We start from the raw sequence: 15,609 nt of genomic DNA, 5'->3' as shown, positions 1-15,609 counted from the left end.
TCGCAGGAGATGAACGAGACATCCGTCAAGGCCCGACCACGCCTGGTAAAAGGCGACGTCAAGCCGCTGGAGCCGGGGCTGGATTCGCGTTACTACACCGATCCGCGGGTCGCCGATCTCGAGCAGAAACGGATCTTCGACCGCACCTGGCAGTTGGTTGGACACGTGACGGACCTGCCGAACCCGGGGTCGCGCATCGTCGGCACGGTGGGGCGCAAAGAGGTCGTGGTCGTCCGCACCGAGGACGGCGGCATCCGCGCACACCTCAACACCTGCCGGCACCGCGGTACCCGCCTGGTCGCGGAGCCGGGTGAGGGCAAGGCGCTGCGCTGTCCGTATCACGGGTGGACATATCACCTCGACGGCAAGCTCGTCGGCGCGCCGGAGAACCGCACGATCCCCTGCCTCGACAAATCGAAACTGTCGCTGTTCGGCGCCCGGGCCGAGGTGTTCTGCGGACTGATCTTCGTCAATCTCGACATGGCCGCCGAACCGCTCGGACCGCAGCTAGAAGGCGTCCGCCCCCTGCTGGAGCGCTACCTGGGCGGCACGATGGAGCCGTTCGGCAAGGCGCGAGTGCACATCAACAACCCGCAGGACGCGCAGGAGTCGAACTGGAAGGTGGCGGTCGACAACTACCTCGAGGGCTACCACGTCCCGGTCGCGCACCCTGGCCTGATGCGGCTGCTCGATTACAAGCGCTATTCGGTGGACACCGCCGATCTCTACGCCGTCTACGATGCGCCGTTGCGCGACAAGGCTTCTGACAACTGGGCCGAGCGGCTCTATCAGCGAGTGGTACGCCCGATGCCGGGGTTGCTCGAGGAAGACCGCCGCGTCTTTCGCTACATCGCGATCTACCCGAACACCATGATCGACCTGTATCCCGATCACGTGCTCGTCTGGAAGATGAACCCGCGTGGTGTCGACCGGGTCGACGTTCCCGGCGCTTATCTGCGACGGGCGAACTGCGACACCCGCACCCGCATCGCGCAACGGCTCAACTTCTACATCAGCGCGATCACCACGCGTGAGGACGAAGATCTCGTGCAGCGGATGCAAATCGGTATGGGCAACATCGACTTTCAGCCGGGGCCACTGTCCTTGCGGGAGCGGGGTGTCGCCTGGTTCGCGGGCCGCATCCGTGCCGACCTGGGCGACCTGGACGGGGAGGACGGCCGCAAATGATGATGGCGTCCGAAACCACCAGGCGCACCAGAGCCGAAATCGCGGCCGAGACCAGGGAAGCGATCCTGTCCGCCGCGTGCGCGATCATCAGCGAAGAGGGCTTTGAAAGCATTCGGATGCGGATGGTCGCCGAGCGGGCCGGGGTATCCACCGCGGCGCTGCACTACCACTTCGACAACCGGGAGAAGCTCTTCGCCGAAGCGCTGCGGTATTCCTTCGAGAACACCGGCCGAGACGTCTACCAGTCGAACGACGAAACCGATAGCGCGACAGCGCGCCTGGCGCGCATCATCTCCGCGTCGCTGCCGAGCACGGAAGCCTTGCGCCGAGAATGGGCCATGTATCAGGAGTTGTGGTGTCGAGCGCTTCGCAACCCGGAGTCGCGCGCTCTGGCCATCGAACTGGACCGCGCGCAGCAAGACTGGATCGCCGAAACCATCGCCGATGGTGTGGCTTCGGGGGAGTTCAATCCGTGTGACATCGGTGCGCACGCCCGGCTGATCAGCGCGTTGTGTGACGGCTTCGGTGGACAGTTGATGCTCGAGAACCCGTCGCTGACTGTCGATTCCGTTCGTGCGGCGATCTGGGAGCAGGTCGGCGCTGTGCTGGGGGTCACCGGCGAATTCCCTGACTACGGTTGGCGATGAGTACCCGTATTGATCGTCGCAGATTCCTCGCCGGCAGTGCGGCCGTCGCGGCGGTTCTTGCCGCGCCCGGCTGCGCCTACCTGACGCCCAAGCTGCAGGCAGTCGCGACCGAGCCCGTCAAGCCGCGGATCGACGGTGACCTCGTGTACTTCAACTGGGCGGATTACGTGCATCCCGCCGTGTTCGAGGGGTTCCAGCGGGAGTACGGCGTCAAGGTGATCCAGTCGAATTTCGACTCGATGGAAAGCATGCAGGCCAAGCTCTCCGCGGGAAATTGCTACGACATCATCTTTCCCTCGGCGCAGTGGGTGCAGAAAATGGTCGCTGCCAATCAGTTACGCGTTATCGACCCGTCGACGCTGAAGAACGCTTCGCTGATCTTCGACCACTACTCGTACTTCCGGAATCCCTGGTACGACCAGCATTCGGCGCACTCCATCCCGTTCACGATGTACAAAACCGGAATCGCCTGGCGAAAAGACAAACTCGGTGAAAAGCTGCCCGGCAGCTGGTCGGATCTGTGGAACGAGGCGTCGAAAGGACACACGTTCGTGCTGGCCGACCGCAACGAAGTGCTCGGCATGCTGGCGCTGTTGCTCGGGTATGACCTCAACACCGCCGATGACCGCGAACTTGCGGCGATGGTCCGGAAGTTTCGCGGCCTGCGTCCCTACCTGCGCGGGTTTTCCAGCGACGACTACAACAACCTGCTGTCCGGCGACGCCTGGATGCACCAGACCTGGAGTGGAGACATCGCCGCGCTGCTTCGGCAGGCGCCGGACCCGTCGATCTACGGATTCGAGGCGCCCAAGGAAGGCGCGCCGATCAATACCGATGCCTACGCCATCCCGGTCAACGCGCGCCATCCCGGCACCGCCTTGCTCTTCATCGACTACATGCTGCGCCCGGAGAACGTCAGGAAGAACATCGATCACATCGGCTACCCGATGCCGGTACACGGGACCGAGGACACCTATGCCGGGATCGTCGCGGCGTTCCCGTCATGTGCCGTCACCGTCGACGATCTATCGCGCAATCTCTTCTACGCCAACAACAGTGTGGCCAAGACCCAAGCCCGCGACGCCGCCTACACGGAAATGACGGTCGGGGGATGACCACCACAACGGTTCAGGCCACCGCCCCGGCGCCACCGCGCGCCCGCGGCGAACGCATGTGGACTGCGATGTTGGTGCCGGGCGCGCTGTGGATGTCGGCGTTCTTCGTCTTCGCGCTCCTGCTGCTCATCGCGCTGAGTTTCGGAACCACTGACGCACTGGGCAACCCGCGCTTCGGCAGCACACTCGACAACATCGTGCGCATCTTCACCCCAACCTATTTTCGGGTTGCCGTGCGCAGTTTGGTGTACGCCGGTGTCGCGACACTGATCTGCCTGCTCATCGCCTACCCGGTCGCCTACGCGATCGCCCGCCACGGCGGGCGTTACAAGAACGCTCTGGTAGCACTGCTCGTGGTGCCGTTCTTCGCCAATTACCTGGTGCGGATGTACGGCTGGCAGACGCTGCTGTCCGACGAGGGGATAGTGATGACCTGGCTGCGCGGGCTGGGCTTCTCGGCGGACTTCCAGATCCTCAATACCTCCGTGGCGGTGATCGGTGGACTGGTCTACGGCTATGTCGTCTTCATGATCCTGCCGATCTACGCGTCGCTGGAACGCATGGACGGCGCGCTCATCCAAGCGGGGCGCGACCTCTATGGAACGTCGCTGCGCACCTTCTTGTCCGTGACCGTGCCGATGTCGAGATCGGGCGCCTACGCGGGGCTCGCACTCGTATTCCTGCCCGCGATGGGGGATTTCATCAGTGCGCAGTTGCTGGGCGGCCCCGACAACCTGATGATCGGCAACCTCATTCAGAACCAGTTTTTCGCCGGCCAGAACTGGCCGGGCGGGGCCGCACTGACCATGGCGTTGATGATCTTGCTGCTGATCTGCATGCTCGGCTACTTGCGGCAAACGGCACGCGATGCGAAGGCGGCACGCCGATGAGGGGCTCGGGCATGAATCGCAAGCCACGCTTTGCCATTGCGGTCACGGCGCTGTTCTTCGTGTTGCTCTACCTGCCGATCATCGCCGTAGTGCTGTTCTCCTTCAACAACAAGAAATCGCTCACCGTGTTCGACGGCTGGTCGCTTCGTTGGTATGAGGCGTTCTTCAACGACACCGAGCTGATCCAATCCCTGAATACGAGCGTCATCGTGGCGATCGCGGCGATGATCGGTTCGGTCGCGATCGGCGTCCCGCTGGCCTTCGGCCTGGTCCGGGCGCGCTCGAGGCTGGGCAGCGCCGCCAACGCGATCATGCTGATCCCCCTGATCACCCCGGAGATCGTCACCGGTGTCGCATCGCTGATGCTGTTCAAAGGTGTTGGGCTGCAACCGTCGTTGACGACCCTGATCCTCGCCGAGGCGACGTTTTCGATCTCCTATGTGACGGTGATCCTGCGGGCCCGGGTCGCGGAGCTGAATCCGGAGGTCGAGGCCGCCGCAATGGACCTCGGCGCCACGCGCTTGCAGTCGCTTCGCTTGGTGACGCTACCGATGATGTTGCCGGCCATCATGTCGGCCCTGATCCTGATTTTCACCCTGGTCTTCGATGACTTCGTGCTGGCGTTCTTCACCAGCGGTGTCGATCCTCAACCGCTGTCGGTGCGCATCTACTCCGCGATCCGGTTCGGAATCCAGCCGTCCATCAACGCCGTCGGCACGCTGATGTTGGTCGCCTCATTGGCTCTCATCGCGATCGCCCTACTCGTCCCGCGATTCTTCGGCAGGCGCGGCAGCGGCCTCAACTTATTAGGAGGATGAGAATTGTCTACAGCAATCGGTGATGTGAGCACGGTCGCGGTCGGCGCGGCACCGCCTCCGGCGCCGCCCGCCGCCGTCTCGCTGCGCAACATCTCGAAGTCGTACGGCGGCAGCACCGTGGTGCGGGGGCTGAACCTCGACATCGCGGCGGGTGAATTCTGTTCGCTGCTCGGGCCTTCCGGCTGCGGTAAGACCACCACGCTGTGGATGCTCGGTGGCTTTGTCGATCCCACGTCCGGCCAGGTGTGGTTGGCCGGCAACGACGTCACGCATCTGCCGCCGAATCGCCGGGACGTCAACACGGTTTTCCAGAGCTACGCACTCTTCGACCACCTCAGTATCTGGGACAACGTCGCGTTCGGCTTGCGCCGCCGCAAGGTAGGCAAATCCGAGATCACCCGGCGCGTCGGCGAGATGCTCGAAATGGTGCGGCTCACCGGTCGGGACCAGGACAAGCCGAATGCGCTGTCCGGAGGGCAGCGCCAGCGTGTCGCGCTGGCCAGGGCCCTGGTCAACCGTCCATCGGTGTTGTTGCTCGACGAGCCGCTGGCCGCGCTGGATCTCAAGTTACGCAAGACGATGCAGGTGGAACTCAAACGCATCCAGCGTGACGTCGGCATCACCTTCGTGTTCGTCACGCACGACCAGGAGGAGGCGCTGACGATGTCGGACCGCATCGCGGTGATGAGCGGCGGCGCCATCCAGCAGTGCGGCACACCCGAGGACATCTATGAGCGACCCGCGAACCGTTGTGTCGCGGAGTTCATCGGCACCGCCAACCTGATGACCGGGCGATACGTGGGAACGGGTCTCACGCTGCCCGGGGGAGTATCGTTGCGCACCGGCCCGCTCGACGGCCGTGCCGTCGGCGACGAGGTGTCGATCGCCGTGCGCCCCGAGAAGATCTGGATTTCTGGCCTCACCCCGAACATGGTGCAGACCGACGCCATCCTCAAGGCCACCGTCTACGGGGGAGCCACCACCACCTACCTGTTCGAAGTCGCACCGGGAGTGGAGCTTTCGGTACTGGAACAGAACGTGGACGCGGCGCGCACCGAGGAACGTTGGGCCGATGGTGAGCGCGTTCGAATCGGTTGGCGCGCCGAACACTGTCTCGCACTATGAGCCGAATCAGGAACTAAGACAATGCCTTACGATGTAGCAGTTCTGGGTGCCGGCCTATCCGGCCTGTCCGCTGCCCGCGACCTGATGGGGGCCGGCGCCGACGTTGTCGTTCTCGAGGCCCGCGGCAGAGTGGGCGGACGTGTCGAGCAGGTTACGCTCGACGACGGCCGCATCGTCCAGCTCGGTGGTGAGGTAGTGGGCAACGGGCACACCGCATATCAGCAACTGGTCGCCGAACTCGGACTCACCCTGATTCCGAGTTACGTCGCCGAGCCGGGTGAGCTCACCTACATCCTGCATGACGATGTCTACGTCGGTGACGAGCCGTCGTGGTTCTCCGACGAGGATCACCGCAGCATGCACGCCGTCAAGCGGGAGTTCGCGGCGCTCGCCGCGACCGTCGATGCCGACGACCCGTGGTCGCACCCGGACGCGATGTCGCTGGACACCATGCCGGTGATGAGCTGGCTGGGCAGCATCGGTGCGACACCGAACGTACGGCGTGCGCTCGAGGCCGGCCAGTTGGGGCTGAGTTCGGGTTCGTTCGAACGCACTTCGCTGCTCGCATTGCTGCGCAAGGCGGCCAGCATGCCGAGCAAGGAGCTGTACTCGTATGACGAATGGGAAAACCTTCGGGTGGCCGAGGGCTCGGCGACGGTCGCGCTGCGGATGGCCGCCGAGTTGGGGGACCGCATTCGATTGAATTCCCCCGTCCGCGCGATCAAGGTGGCGCCGGGAAGCAGCACCGTGCAACTGATCTCGGGCGAGTTGATCCAGGCGAATGCGGTGGTGAGCTCGCTGCCGGCGGGACCGTTGCGCGACATCACGGTGGAGGGCGTGTCGGATGCCCGGATGCAGTCGCTGCACCGGCAGCGGCACGCCCTGGCCGCGAAATTCGTTGCCGCATATACGCGGCCGTTCTGGCGCGATCGGGGACAGAACGGTTTGACGGAATCCGAAGGCATCCTGGGGTCCTCGTGGCCGCAGACCGAGGGTGTGCTCTCTTGCCTGGTTCCGCCCGAGCGGATCGCCGCCTACCTGTCCACGTCGACGCAGTACCGCCGGGAGGAGGCGCTTGCCGAACTCGCCAGCTGGTTCGGAGCGCAGGCGTTGAGCCCCGTCGCGACTTTCGAACGGTTGTGGGGGACAGATACCTGGACACAGGGATACGTGACCCAGTGGCGTCCCGGCGATGTCCATCGAGTGGGCCCACTGCACGGCACCCACGAGCCACCGTTCTACGTGTGCGGCTCCGATCAGTGGGTGGCGGGCTATATGGAAGGTGCGGTTCGCACCGGTCGCGCCGCGGCAGCCGAAGCGTTGGTGCACGGATGAACACGATCGAGGTTCTCGACCCGGCCACCGCGCAACAGATCTCGTCCATCGAAGACATGGACGAAGGCGCCGTCGACCGCATCGTGGCCACGGCGCGCCGTGCGTTCGACGGCGGCCAGTGGTGGCCGGGTACGCCCGACGACGAGCGTGGGCGAGTGCTCGCACGTGCCGCGGAGTTGGTGCGCGCCAACGCCGACGAGCTGGCCCGGCTCGAGTCGCTGGATGTCGGCAAGCCGCTGGCCGAAGCGCAGTGGGACGTGGCGGAAGCCGCCCGGATTCTGGAGTATTACGCCGGCTGGCCGACAAAATTGGCGGGGGAGAGCTTCCCCGTGTCGGCCGAGGCGTTGAGCATCGTCATCCATGAACCCGTCGGGGTTGTTGCCGCGATCACCCCGTGGAACTACCCCCTGATGCTGGCCGCCCAAAAGGTAGCTCCAGCATTGGCTGCCGGTTGCAGCGTGATCCTGAAACCGGCCGAGCAGACACCGCTTACCTCGTTGCGGTTGCCGGAGATCTTCGCGCAAGCGGGATTGCCGGACGGGGTGTTTCAGGTGGCGACGGGCGGCGCCCGAGCGGGCGCCGCCCTCGTCGCACACCCCGGGGTGGACAAGGTGTCGTTCACCGGGTCGTCCGCGGTGGGCCGGCTTGTGTTGCGTTCGGCGGCGGATTCGATCAAGCGGGTCGGGGTGGAGCTGGGAGGCAAATCGCCGAACATCGTCTTCCCGGACGCCGACGTTGCGGCGGCCATCGCCGGCACCGCGGCGGGGGTGTTCGCAAACCAGGGGCAGATATGCTCCTCGGGTTCGCGCGTCTACCTCCACGCGGACGTGTATGACGAAGTGCTGGAAGGTATTTGCGCAATTGCGGCCGACCTCGAACTGGGCGCCGGGCTGGATCCAGATACTACGATGGGTCCCTTGGTGAGCCGGGCTCAGCAGGAGCGGGTAACGGAGTACATCCGCATCGGCGAGAAGGAAGGCAACGTCGCCGTCAGCGGTCGGCTGCCAACCGACCCTGCCCTCGAGAACGGTTTTTTCGTGGCGCCCACTGTGCTGGAGGTGTCGCACACGGCGGTCGTCGCGCGGGAAGAGATCTTCGGCCCGGTCATGGCGGTGGTGCGATTCACCGAAACCGACGAGGTGCTCCGGATGGCCAACGACAGTCCGTACGGTCTGGCCGCGACGCTGTGGACCTCGGACCTGAGCCTGGCCCTGACAGCCGGCCGCGCGATCCGGGCGGGCGTGGTGTGGGTGAACGAGACGCAGGCAGCGCCGCTGCAGGCACCCTGGGGTGGGTTCAAACAGTCCGGCATCGGTCGTGAGCTGGGCGCGCACGGGCTAGAGGAATACCTCGAGTCCAAACACATCTACCTCAATCACGGTCGGCGCTAGCATCGCCGATGCTGCTGTTCGGCCCACGGATCAAGGCCCGTTTCCAGCACGGCCCGCAGCACCGCCGGTGTGATTTCGACCAGGCGCCATGCGTCGTTGTCGGCGAGCGCGCCGCGGAAATCCTGCGCACGGCACATCACTTGGCCATGCCGGTCAATGAAGCCCAGCGGCGGTTCGTGCAGCGTGAGCAAAACCAACCGGTTGCAATGACTTTGGCGGAATGCGGATAATGCCGCGCTCCTCGCAGGGCGCAATCGGTTCCGCTCATCGCGATCACAAAGGGCACGTCCGCTCCAAGGTGGCGCAATATCCCTACAGGTCCAGGTTTTAGCTGGTCGTAGCCGAACATCCCGTGGCGCAATACGCAAGGCGGCGGCGGGCGCCGATTGCCCACCCGAAATATGGCCCTGAGCTGCGTTAGCGTGGCGGCGTGGCTGAGGCGATACCCATTCGCGGACCCCGGGCCGACCGTGCCCGCCGGGTGGCCGATGTGCTGCGCCAGCAGATCCACGCCGGCGCCTATCCGGACGGCCTGCCGCCCGACAGCGACTTGTCGGCCGAGTTCACGGTGTCCCGCAACACCATTCGCGAGGCGCTGGGCATCCTCAAGCACGAGGGTTTGATCGACCGTGGACCCAAGGTCGGCACCCACGTCGCCCAGCGCAAGTACGACCACCGGATCGACTCGCTGCTGGGATTGAAAGAGACCTTCAAACACATCGGCGAGGTCCGCAACGAGGTGCGCGCCGCCATGCCGGTGGTCGCTCCGCCGGCGGTGGCCAGCCGGCTGCGGCTGGAGCCCGGCGAGCAGGCGGTGTTCATCGAGCGGTTGCGCTACCTCGGTGATTTGCCGCTCAGCCTCGACCTGACCTATCTCGCCCCGGATATCGGAGCGCAGATTCTGGATCACCCGCTGGAAACCAACGACCTCTTCGCCCTGATCGAGCAGGTGAGCGGACACCGGCTGGGCGAGGCATCGCTGGCGCTGGAGGCCATCCCCGCCGATGTGCATTCGGCGGCCACCCTGCACGTGCCCGACGGGTCGGCGCTGCTGATGCTCGAGCGTCTGACCAGTCTCGACGACGGCAGGCCCGTCGACCTCGAATACATCCGGATGCGCGGCGATCGAATCACGATGCGCGGCCACCTCATTAGGAGCAAGCCATGACGCTGGTCAACAACAACCGGGTCGACGTGCCGGTCACGATCGACGAGTCGCTGTGTATCGACGGCTGTACGCTCTGCGTCGACGTCTGTCCGCTCGACGCGCTGGCCATCAATCCGGACACCGGCAAGGCGTTCATGCACGTCGACGAATGCTGGTACTGCGGCCCCTGCGCGGCCCGCTGCCCGACCGGTGCCGTCACGGTCAACATGCCGTATCTACTTCGCTGAAATACCCTACAGCCCAGGATTTTTCATGAAACGACACGCCACTGCGCTGGTGTCGGTCGCGGCCGTGATCATCGCGGTGGTGTCCGGTTGCTCGCTGGAATCACTCTCGGCGTCCTCCGGTGTGGTCAACGTCGTCATCGGCTACCAGTCCAAGACGATCAACACCGTGACCGCCGGGACGCTGCTGCGCGCCCAGGGCTACCTGGAGCGCCGGCTCGCCGACATCACCACCCGCACCGGCACCAAATACGCGGTCCGCTGGCAGGATTACGACACCGGCGCCCCGATCACCGCGCAGATGCTGGCCGAAAAGATCGACATCGGCTCGATGGGGGATTACCCCATGCTGATCAACGGCTCCAAGACGCAGGCCAATCCGCTGGCGAAAACCGAAATCGTCTCGATCACCGGCTACAACCCCAAGGGCGCGCTGAACATGGTTGTGGTGGCGCCCGGTTCGCTGGCCACCACGCTGAACGACCTGGCCGGCTCGAAGGTCTCGGCGAGTGTGGGCTCGGCCGGTCACGGCACGCTGATGCGCGCCCTGGACAGGGGCGGGATCAAGGGTGTCGAGGTGCTCAACCAGCAGCCGCAGGTCGGCGCGTCTGCCCTGGAGTCCGGTCAGGTACAGGGGCTTTCGCAATTCGTCGCCTGGCCCGGACTGCTGGTGTTCCAGGGCAAGGCCAAACTGCTGTACGACGGCGCCGAGCTGAACCTGCCGACCCTGCACGGCGTGGTGGTACGTCGCGCGTATGCGTCGTCGCATCCCGAGGTGCTGGCAGCTTTCCTGCAGTCGCAGCTCGACGCCACCGACTTCCTCAACCAGAAGCCGCTCGAGGCGGCCCGGATCGTCGCGCAGGCCAGCGGGCTACCGCCCGAAGTGGTCTACCTCTACAACGGTCCCGGCGGCACGTCATTCGACACCACGCTCAAACCAGCACTCGTCGAGGCGCTGAAAAACGATGTGCCGTACCTGAAGTCGATCGGCGACTTCGCCGAACTCGACGTCGCCGGCTTCGTCCAGGACGCGCCGTTGCGTGCCGTGTTCGGCGCCCGCGGGCGCAACTACGACGCGACCCGGGCCGCGACCGCCAATCCGTCCGTGCTCAGCGGCGATCCCGCCCTGGCCAGCGAGCTGTGGCTGGACGGATCCGACGCCACCCAGACACTCGCCAATCCGACCGGCCTGCTGCGGGCGGTGCGGGACGCGACGGCCCACGGCGCCAAAGTGCGTGCCGCCTATGTTCCCGACGCCGAACTGGGCACCCGCTGGTTCGCCGACAAGGCGGTCTGGGTGCAAGACGGCCAGCACTACCTGCCGTTCGGAACCCCGGCCGGCGCGCATCGCTATCTTGCCACCCACCCCGGCGGCACAATCGTCAATTACCAGCAGGCCCTTGGAGGTTCGGTATGACTGCTTACCTGACCGGCGATCCGGCAGCCCCGGTCACCGGCCACGTCGTCGACGCGGTCCCCGCGATCCGCACACCGCGGCGGACCACCTCGCCCTGGCAATGGCGGCTGTTGCGGCTCGCCTCGGTCGCCGCCGCGATCGGGTTGTGGCAGGTGCTCACCGCCGACAAGGTGCGGCTGCTGCTGCGATTCGACACGCTGCCCACCGTCACCGAGATCGTCCACGCGCTGCAGCGCCGGCTCGGCACCTACGAGTACTGGCTTGACCTGGCGCAGTCGCTGATCCGGATTCTCACCGGCTTCGGGCTGGCCGCCGTGATCGGCGTCGCGACGGGCGTGCTGCTGGGCCGTTCCCGGTTGTTCGCCAACACCTTCGGTCCGCTCGCCGAACTGGCCCGGCCCATCCCGGCGATCGCGATGGTTCCGGTGGCGATCTTGCTGTTCCCGACCGACGAGGCCGGGATCGTGTTCATCACCTTCCTCGCGGCCTACTTCCCGATCATGGTCAGCACCCGGCACGCTGTTCGGGCGCTGCCCACCCTGTGGGAGGACTCGGTGCGCACCCTGGGCGGCAACCGGTGGGACGTGCTGAAACAGGTCGTGTTGCCGGGCATCCTGCCGGGAGTGTTCGGCGGCTTGTCGGTCGGCATGGGGGTGGCGTGGATCTGCGTGATCTCCGCGGAGATGATCTCGGGCCGTCTCGGCATCGGTTATCGCACCTGGCAGGACTACACCGTGCTGGCCTACCCCCAGGTGTTCGTCGGCATCATCACGATCGGTGTGCTCGGATTCGCGACCGCCGCGGCCGTCGAGGTCATGGGCCGCCGGGTGACCAGCTGGCTGCCGCGCGCAGAGGAGGAGCAGCGATGACTGTCGGTATGAGCTTGGAGCTGGAACGAGTTCGCTTGTCCTACACCGGAGGTCCGGTGATCGACGGGCTGAGCCTGGCCGTGCGCCCGGGGGAGATCCTGGTGCTCACCGGCCCCTCGGGCTGCGGCAAGTCGACCGTGCTGCGTGCCGTGGCGGGACTGCTGCGACCCGACGCCGGCCGGATCCTGGCCGACGGCGCCGACGTGACCACCACCTCGGGCGACCGCGCAATGGTGTTCCAGGACAACGCCTTGCTGCCGTGGCGCACCGTGCGGTCCAACATCGAGCTGGCACTGCGGTTGCGCGGGGTGCCGCGGGCCGGCCGCCGCGCGGAGGCCGACCGCTGGATCGCCGAGCTCGGACTCACCGGCTTCGGCGACTACCTGCCCAAGAGCCTGTCCGGCGGTATGCGTCAGCGGGTGCAACTGGCCCGCGGCCTGGCCGGGACGCCGCGTGCGGTGATGATGGACGAGCCGTTCGGCGCGCTGGACACCCAAACTCGCACGGCCATGCAGCGATTGCTGATCGAGACCTGGAGCGCGCATCCGACGACGATCGTGTTCGTCACCCACGACGTCGACGAGGCGCTGCTGCTGGGTGACCGCATCGCCGTACTCGGCAAGGCCGGCCGGCCGCTGCGTGCCCTGGTCGACGTCCCGGAGCCGCGCATCGATCAGCAGCGCACCGCGCTGCGCGCCGAAGTCATTGCCGCGCTCGATCATTCGGCGGTGGCAGCATGATGGAAGCCCCAGATCTGACGCCGGTGCGCCTGGACTGTGACGTGCTGGTGATCGGCGGTGGCACCGCGGGAACCATGGCGGCACTGTCGGCCGCCGAGAACGGCGCGCAGGTGCTGCTGCTGGAGAAGGCCCACGTGCGGCACTCCGGTGCGCTGGCAATGGGCATGGACGGGGTCAACAACGCCGTCATCCCGGGCAAGGCCGAACCGGAGGACTACGTCGCGGAGATCACCCGCGCCAACGACGGAATCGTCAACCAGCGCACTATCTATCAGACGGCCAGCCGCGGCTTCGCGATGGTGCAGCGGCTGGAACGCTATGGGGTGAAGTTCGAGAAGGACGAGCACGGCGAGTACGCGGTGCGCCGGGTGCATCGCTCGGGTTCCTACGTGTTGCCGATGCCCGAAGGCAAGGACGTCAAGAAGGCGCTGTACCGGGTGCTGCGGCAACGGTCGATGCGTGAGAAGATCCAGATCGAGAACCGGCTGATGCCGGTGCGCGTGCTGGTGGACGAGGGCCGGGCCGTCGGGGCCGCCGCATTGAACACGCGCACCGGCGAATTCGTCGCCATCGGCGCCAAGGCGGTGATCCTGTCGACGGGAGCGTGCGGCCGGCTCGGGCTGCCCGCGTCGGGCTACCTGTACGGCACCTACGAGAACCCGACCAACGCCGGTGACGGGTACGCGATGGCCTATCACGCGGGCGCCGAGCTGTCCGGTATCGAGTGCTTTCAAGTCAATCCGTTGATCAAGGACTACAACGGCCCGGCCTGCGCCTATGTGGCCAATCCGTTCGGCGGATACCAGGTCAATGCCGACGGCGAGCGATTCGTCGACTCCGACTACTGGTCGGGGCAGATGATGTCCGAGGTCAAAAGCGAGATCGACTCGGCGCGCGGGCCGATCTATCTCAAGGTGTCGCACTTGCCGGACGAGACGCTGACCGCGCTGGAGAACATTCTGCACACCACCGAGCGGCCCACCCGGGGCACCTTCCACGCCAACCGCGGGCACGACTACCGGACGCACGACATCGAGATGCATATCTCCGAAATCGGGCTGTGCAGTGGACATTCTGCTTCGGGGGTCTGGGTAGACGAGCACGCGCGGACCACGGTGCCCGGCCTGTATGCCGCGGGTGATCTGGCCTGTGTCCCGCACAACTACATGATCGGGGCCTTCGTGTTCGGCGATCTGGCCGGCACGCACGCCGCCTCGATACGGACGGAAGTCGCTGCACCACAGCAACTCCCGGAAGACCAGCTGCGGGACGCGCATGAGCTGATCTACCGGCCGTTGCGGCACCCGGACGGGCCGCCGCAGCCGCAGGTGGAATACAAGCTGCGTCGGTTCGTCAACGACTATGTGGCCCCGCCGAAGACGGCGGCCAAGCTGTCGATCGCGGTGCGCACCTTCGACCGGATGCAAGACGAGATCGCCGGGATGGGGGCCCGCAATCCGCACGAGCTGATGCGGGCCGTCGAGGTGTCGTTCATCCGGGACTGCGCCGAGATGGCGGCGCGATCCTCGCTTACCCGCACCGAATCTCGTTGGGGCCTCTACCACGAACGCGCCGACATGCCGGTGCGTGACGACAGCGAGTGGGGTTATCACCTGAATCTGCGTAAGGGACCCGACGGCGAGATGGCATTCCTGAAGCGCCCGGTGGCCCCGTACCTGGTCTCGGTCCCGGAGCTGGACGGGCTGCCGCCGGCCGACCAGAAGGTGCACGAGGTGGAGCAGCCGCCGCTGGTCGGCGGCAAAGCGCCGGCCACCGCCGGCTCGCGAATCGCCTCGGCCGCAACCACGTTCGAGCCGCCGTCGCCGCGGATCGCCGAGGTCCTCGCCCTCGAGGAGCCGACGATCGCCGACCTGCAACCGTATCTGGCCGACGCCGATCCCGGGGTGCGCCGGACCGCCGTGGCGACGCTCACCGAGTCCATTCCGGACGGCTATGCGCCCGCGCTGTTCGCCGCGCTCGACGACGCCGACGCGGGGGTGCGCCGCACCAGCGCCGAGGGCATCCGCGAACTGGTCGAGGTGCTGCCCGACCCGGCCGGAGCCGAGCCGTATCTGCTGTCGGCCGATACGGTCGTGCGTGCGGCCACCGTCTACCTGCTGTCCGCACGCCGGGCCGGTGCGGCCGGCCAATACCGGCGCGCGCTCGACGATCCCGACCACCGGGTGCGGATCGAGGCGGTGCGCGCGCTGGTCTCGGTCGACGACGTCGACGGGGTGGAGGCGGCGACTCGTGACGAGAGCCGGGAGGTCCGCATCGCCGCGGCCGCCGGCCTGGCCACGTTGCGGGCCGGTGTCGAGGCGGTCAGCGCGCTGATTGCCGACCCCGATCCGTTGGTGCGTGCGGCCGCACTCGCGGCACTGGGTGAATTAGGGTGCAGTCAAGATGATTTCGCTGCCGTCGAACGTGCGTTGCAGGCACCGGCATGGCAGATACGCGAGGGCGCGGCCCGGGCGCTGGCCGGGGCCGCGACCGAACTCGCGGTGCCGCGGCTGGCCGATGCGCTGTCCGACGCACACCTCGACGTGCGCAAGGCGGCGGTCCTGAGCCTGACTCGCTGGGCCGATGACGCCGCCGCGCGTGATGCACTGGGGATCGCGCTCAAGGACAGCGACGCCGACGTGCGGGCGTATGCGCGCCGGGCGTTGGATCACGCCTGAGGAA

The 15,609-nt window shown here is 66.3% G+C and carries 15 protein-coding genes; 14 read left to right on the top strand and 1 reads right to left on the bottom strand.

The genetic code is table 11. The annotated features are described in order from the left end of the window. The first annotated feature begins 9 nt into the window (after positions 1-9). The 8 genes from G6N55_RS05985 to G6N55_RS05950 all read left to right on the top strand — a co-directional run bounded on the left by G6N55_RS05985 (position 10) and on the right by G6N55_RS05950 (position 8,509). Positions 10-1,188: an aromatic ring-hydroxylating oxygenase subunit alpha gene (locus G6N55_RS05985; RefSeq protein ID WP_085221967.1), complete on the top strand. Its 1,179-nt coding sequence runs from the start codon at positions 10-12 to the stop codon at positions 1,186-1,188. Then, entirely contained in the window at positions 1,185-1,835 is a 651-nt protein-coding gene (locus G6N55_RS05980) for a TetR/AcrR family transcriptional regulator (protein ID WP_197747390.1), read from the top strand. The genes G6N55_RS05985 and G6N55_RS05980 overlap by 4 nt, the downstream gene beginning before the upstream one ends. After that, complete coding sequence (locus G6N55_RS05975; protein ID WP_085221968.1) at positions 1,832-2,950, top strand: polyamine ABC transporter substrate-binding protein; 1,119 nt, start codon at positions 1,832-1,834, stop codon at positions 2,948-2,950. The genes G6N55_RS05980 and G6N55_RS05975 overlap by 4 nt, the downstream gene beginning before the upstream one ends. Next, entirely contained in the window at positions 2,947-3,840 is an 894-nt protein-coding gene (locus G6N55_RS05970) for an ABC transporter permease (RefSeq protein ID WP_085221969.1), read from the top strand. Before G6N55_RS05975 ends, G6N55_RS05970 begins: the two co-directional genes overlap by 4 nt. A gap of 11 nt (positions 3,841-3,851) precedes the next feature. Beyond that, positions 3,852-4,658, top strand: a complete 807-nt coding sequence (locus G6N55_RS05965; protein WP_197747389.1) for an ABC transporter permease — start codon at positions 3,852-3,854, stop codon at positions 4,656-4,658. 81 nt (positions 4,659-4,739) lie between these two features. Then, positions 4,740-5,783 (top strand): ABC transporter ATP-binding protein, encoded by a 1,044-nt coding sequence (locus G6N55_RS05960; protein WP_276071950.1) that lies wholly within the window; start codon positions 4,740-4,742, stop codon positions 5,781-5,783. Positions 5,784-5,804: 21 nt separating this feature from the next. Then, entirely contained in the window at positions 5,805-7,118 is a 1,314-nt protein-coding gene (locus tag G6N55_RS05955; protein WP_085221972.1) for a flavin monoamine oxidase family protein, read from the top strand. After that, a complete protein-coding gene (locus G6N55_RS05950) occupies positions 7,115-8,509 on the top strand; it encodes an aldehyde dehydrogenase family protein (RefSeq protein WP_085221973.1) in 1,395 nt (464 codons plus the stop codon). Before G6N55_RS05955 ends, G6N55_RS05950 begins: the two co-directional genes overlap by 4 nt. On the opposite strand, the gene G6N55_RS05945 is transcribed toward G6N55_RS05950, so the two are convergent. Next, positions 8,506-8,700, bottom strand: a complete 195-nt coding sequence (locus tag G6N55_RS05945) for a hypothetical protein (protein ID WP_139826820.1) — start codon at positions 8,698-8,700, stop codon at positions 8,506-8,508. The two genes, G6N55_RS05950 and G6N55_RS05945, sit on opposite strands and share 4 nt — an antisense overlap. 239 nt (positions 8,701-8,939) lie before the next feature. Here G6N55_RS05945 and G6N55_RS05940 point away from each other — a divergent pair, with 239 nt between their 5' ends. The 6 genes from G6N55_RS05940 to G6N55_RS05915 are packed head-to-tail and all read left to right on the top strand — an operon-like array spanning position 8,940 to position 15,605. Beyond that, complete coding sequence (locus G6N55_RS05940) at positions 8,940-9,677, top strand: GntR family transcriptional regulator (protein ID WP_085221975.1); 738 nt, start codon at positions 8,940-8,942, stop codon at positions 9,675-9,677. After that, on the top strand, positions 9,674-9,904 hold the full coding sequence (locus tag G6N55_RS05935) for a 4Fe-4S dicluster domain-containing protein (protein WP_085221976.1): 231 nt from the start codon (positions 9,674-9,676) through the stop codon (positions 9,902-9,904). Before G6N55_RS05940 ends, G6N55_RS05935 begins: the two co-directional genes overlap by 4 nt. 25 nt (positions 9,905-9,929) lie before the next feature. Next, entirely contained in the window at positions 9,930-11,318 is a 1,389-nt protein-coding gene (locus tag G6N55_RS05930) for an ABC transporter substrate-binding protein (RefSeq protein ID WP_085221977.1), read from the top strand. Next, positions 11,315-12,187: an ABC transporter permease gene (locus tag G6N55_RS05925; protein WP_085221978.1), complete on the top strand. Its 873-nt coding sequence runs from the start codon at positions 11,315-11,317 to the stop codon at positions 12,185-12,187. The genes G6N55_RS05930 and G6N55_RS05925 overlap by 4 nt, the downstream gene beginning before the upstream one ends. Beyond that, complete coding sequence (locus G6N55_RS05920) at positions 12,184-12,927, top strand: ABC transporter ATP-binding protein (protein WP_085221979.1); 744 nt, start codon at positions 12,184-12,186, stop codon at positions 12,925-12,927. Before G6N55_RS05925 ends, G6N55_RS05920 begins: the two co-directional genes overlap by 4 nt. Beyond that, positions 12,924-15,605 (top strand): fumarate reductase/succinate dehydrogenase flavoprotein subunit, encoded by a 2,682-nt coding sequence (locus G6N55_RS05915; RefSeq protein WP_085221980.1) that lies wholly within the window; start codon positions 12,924-12,926, stop codon positions 15,603-15,605. The genes G6N55_RS05920 and G6N55_RS05915 overlap by 4 nt, the downstream gene beginning before the upstream one ends. Positions 15,606-15,609: the final 4 nt, after the last annotated feature.

The sequence above is a fragment of the Mycobacterium florentinum genome, assembly GCF_010730355.1.
Taxonomy (GTDB): Bacteria; Actinomycetota; Actinomycetes; order Mycobacteriales; family Mycobacteriaceae; genus Mycobacterium; species Mycobacterium florentinum.
This window is presented reverse-complemented; position numbering and strand designations above follow the sequence as displayed.

What these genes read in the sequence shown, in the direction of transcription:
- G6N55_RS05985 (WP_085221967.1), top strand. Translation starts at nt 10, where the DNA reads ATGAACGAGACATCCGTCAAGGCCCGACCACGCCTGGTAAAAGGCGAC.
- G6N55_RS05980 (WP_197747390.1), top strand. Translation starts at nt 1,185, where the DNA reads ATGATGATGGCGTCCGAAACCACCAGGCGCACCAGAGCCGAAATCGCG.
- G6N55_RS05975 (WP_085221968.1), top strand. Translation starts at nt 1,832, where the DNA reads ATGAGTACCCGTATTGATCGTCGCAGATTCCTCGCCGGCAGTGCGGCC.
- G6N55_RS05970 (WP_085221969.1), top strand. Translation starts at nt 2,947, where the DNA reads ATGACCACCACAACGGTTCAGGCCACCGCCCCGGCGCCACCGCGCGCC.
- G6N55_RS05965 (WP_197747389.1), top strand. Translation starts at nt 3,852, where the DNA reads ATGAATCGCAAGCCACGCTTTGCCATTGCGGTCACGGCGCTGTTCTTC.
- G6N55_RS05955 (WP_085221972.1), top strand. Translation starts at nt 5,805, where the DNA reads ATGCCTTACGATGTAGCAGTTCTGGGTGCCGGCCTATCCGGCCTGTCC.
- G6N55_RS05950 (WP_085221973.1), top strand. Translation starts at nt 7,115, where the DNA reads ATGAACACGATCGAGGTTCTCGACCCGGCCACCGCGCAACAGATCTCG.
- G6N55_RS05935 (WP_085221976.1), top strand. Translation starts at nt 9,674, where the DNA reads ATGACGCTGGTCAACAACAACCGGGTCGACGTGCCGGTCACGATCGAC.
- G6N55_RS05930 (WP_085221977.1), top strand. Translation starts at nt 9,930, where the DNA reads ATGAAACGACACGCCACTGCGCTGGTGTCGGTCGCGGCCGTGATCATC.
- G6N55_RS05925 (WP_085221978.1), top strand. Translation starts at nt 11,315, where the DNA reads ATGACTGCTTACCTGACCGGCGATCCGGCAGCCCCGGTCACCGGCCAC.
- G6N55_RS05920 (WP_085221979.1), top strand. Translation starts at nt 12,184, where the DNA reads ATGACTGTCGGTATGAGCTTGGAGCTGGAACGAGTTCGCTTGTCCTAC.
- G6N55_RS05915 (WP_085221980.1), top strand. Translation starts at nt 12,924, where the DNA reads ATGATGGAAGCCCCAGATCTGACGCCGGTGCGCCTGGACTGTGACGTG.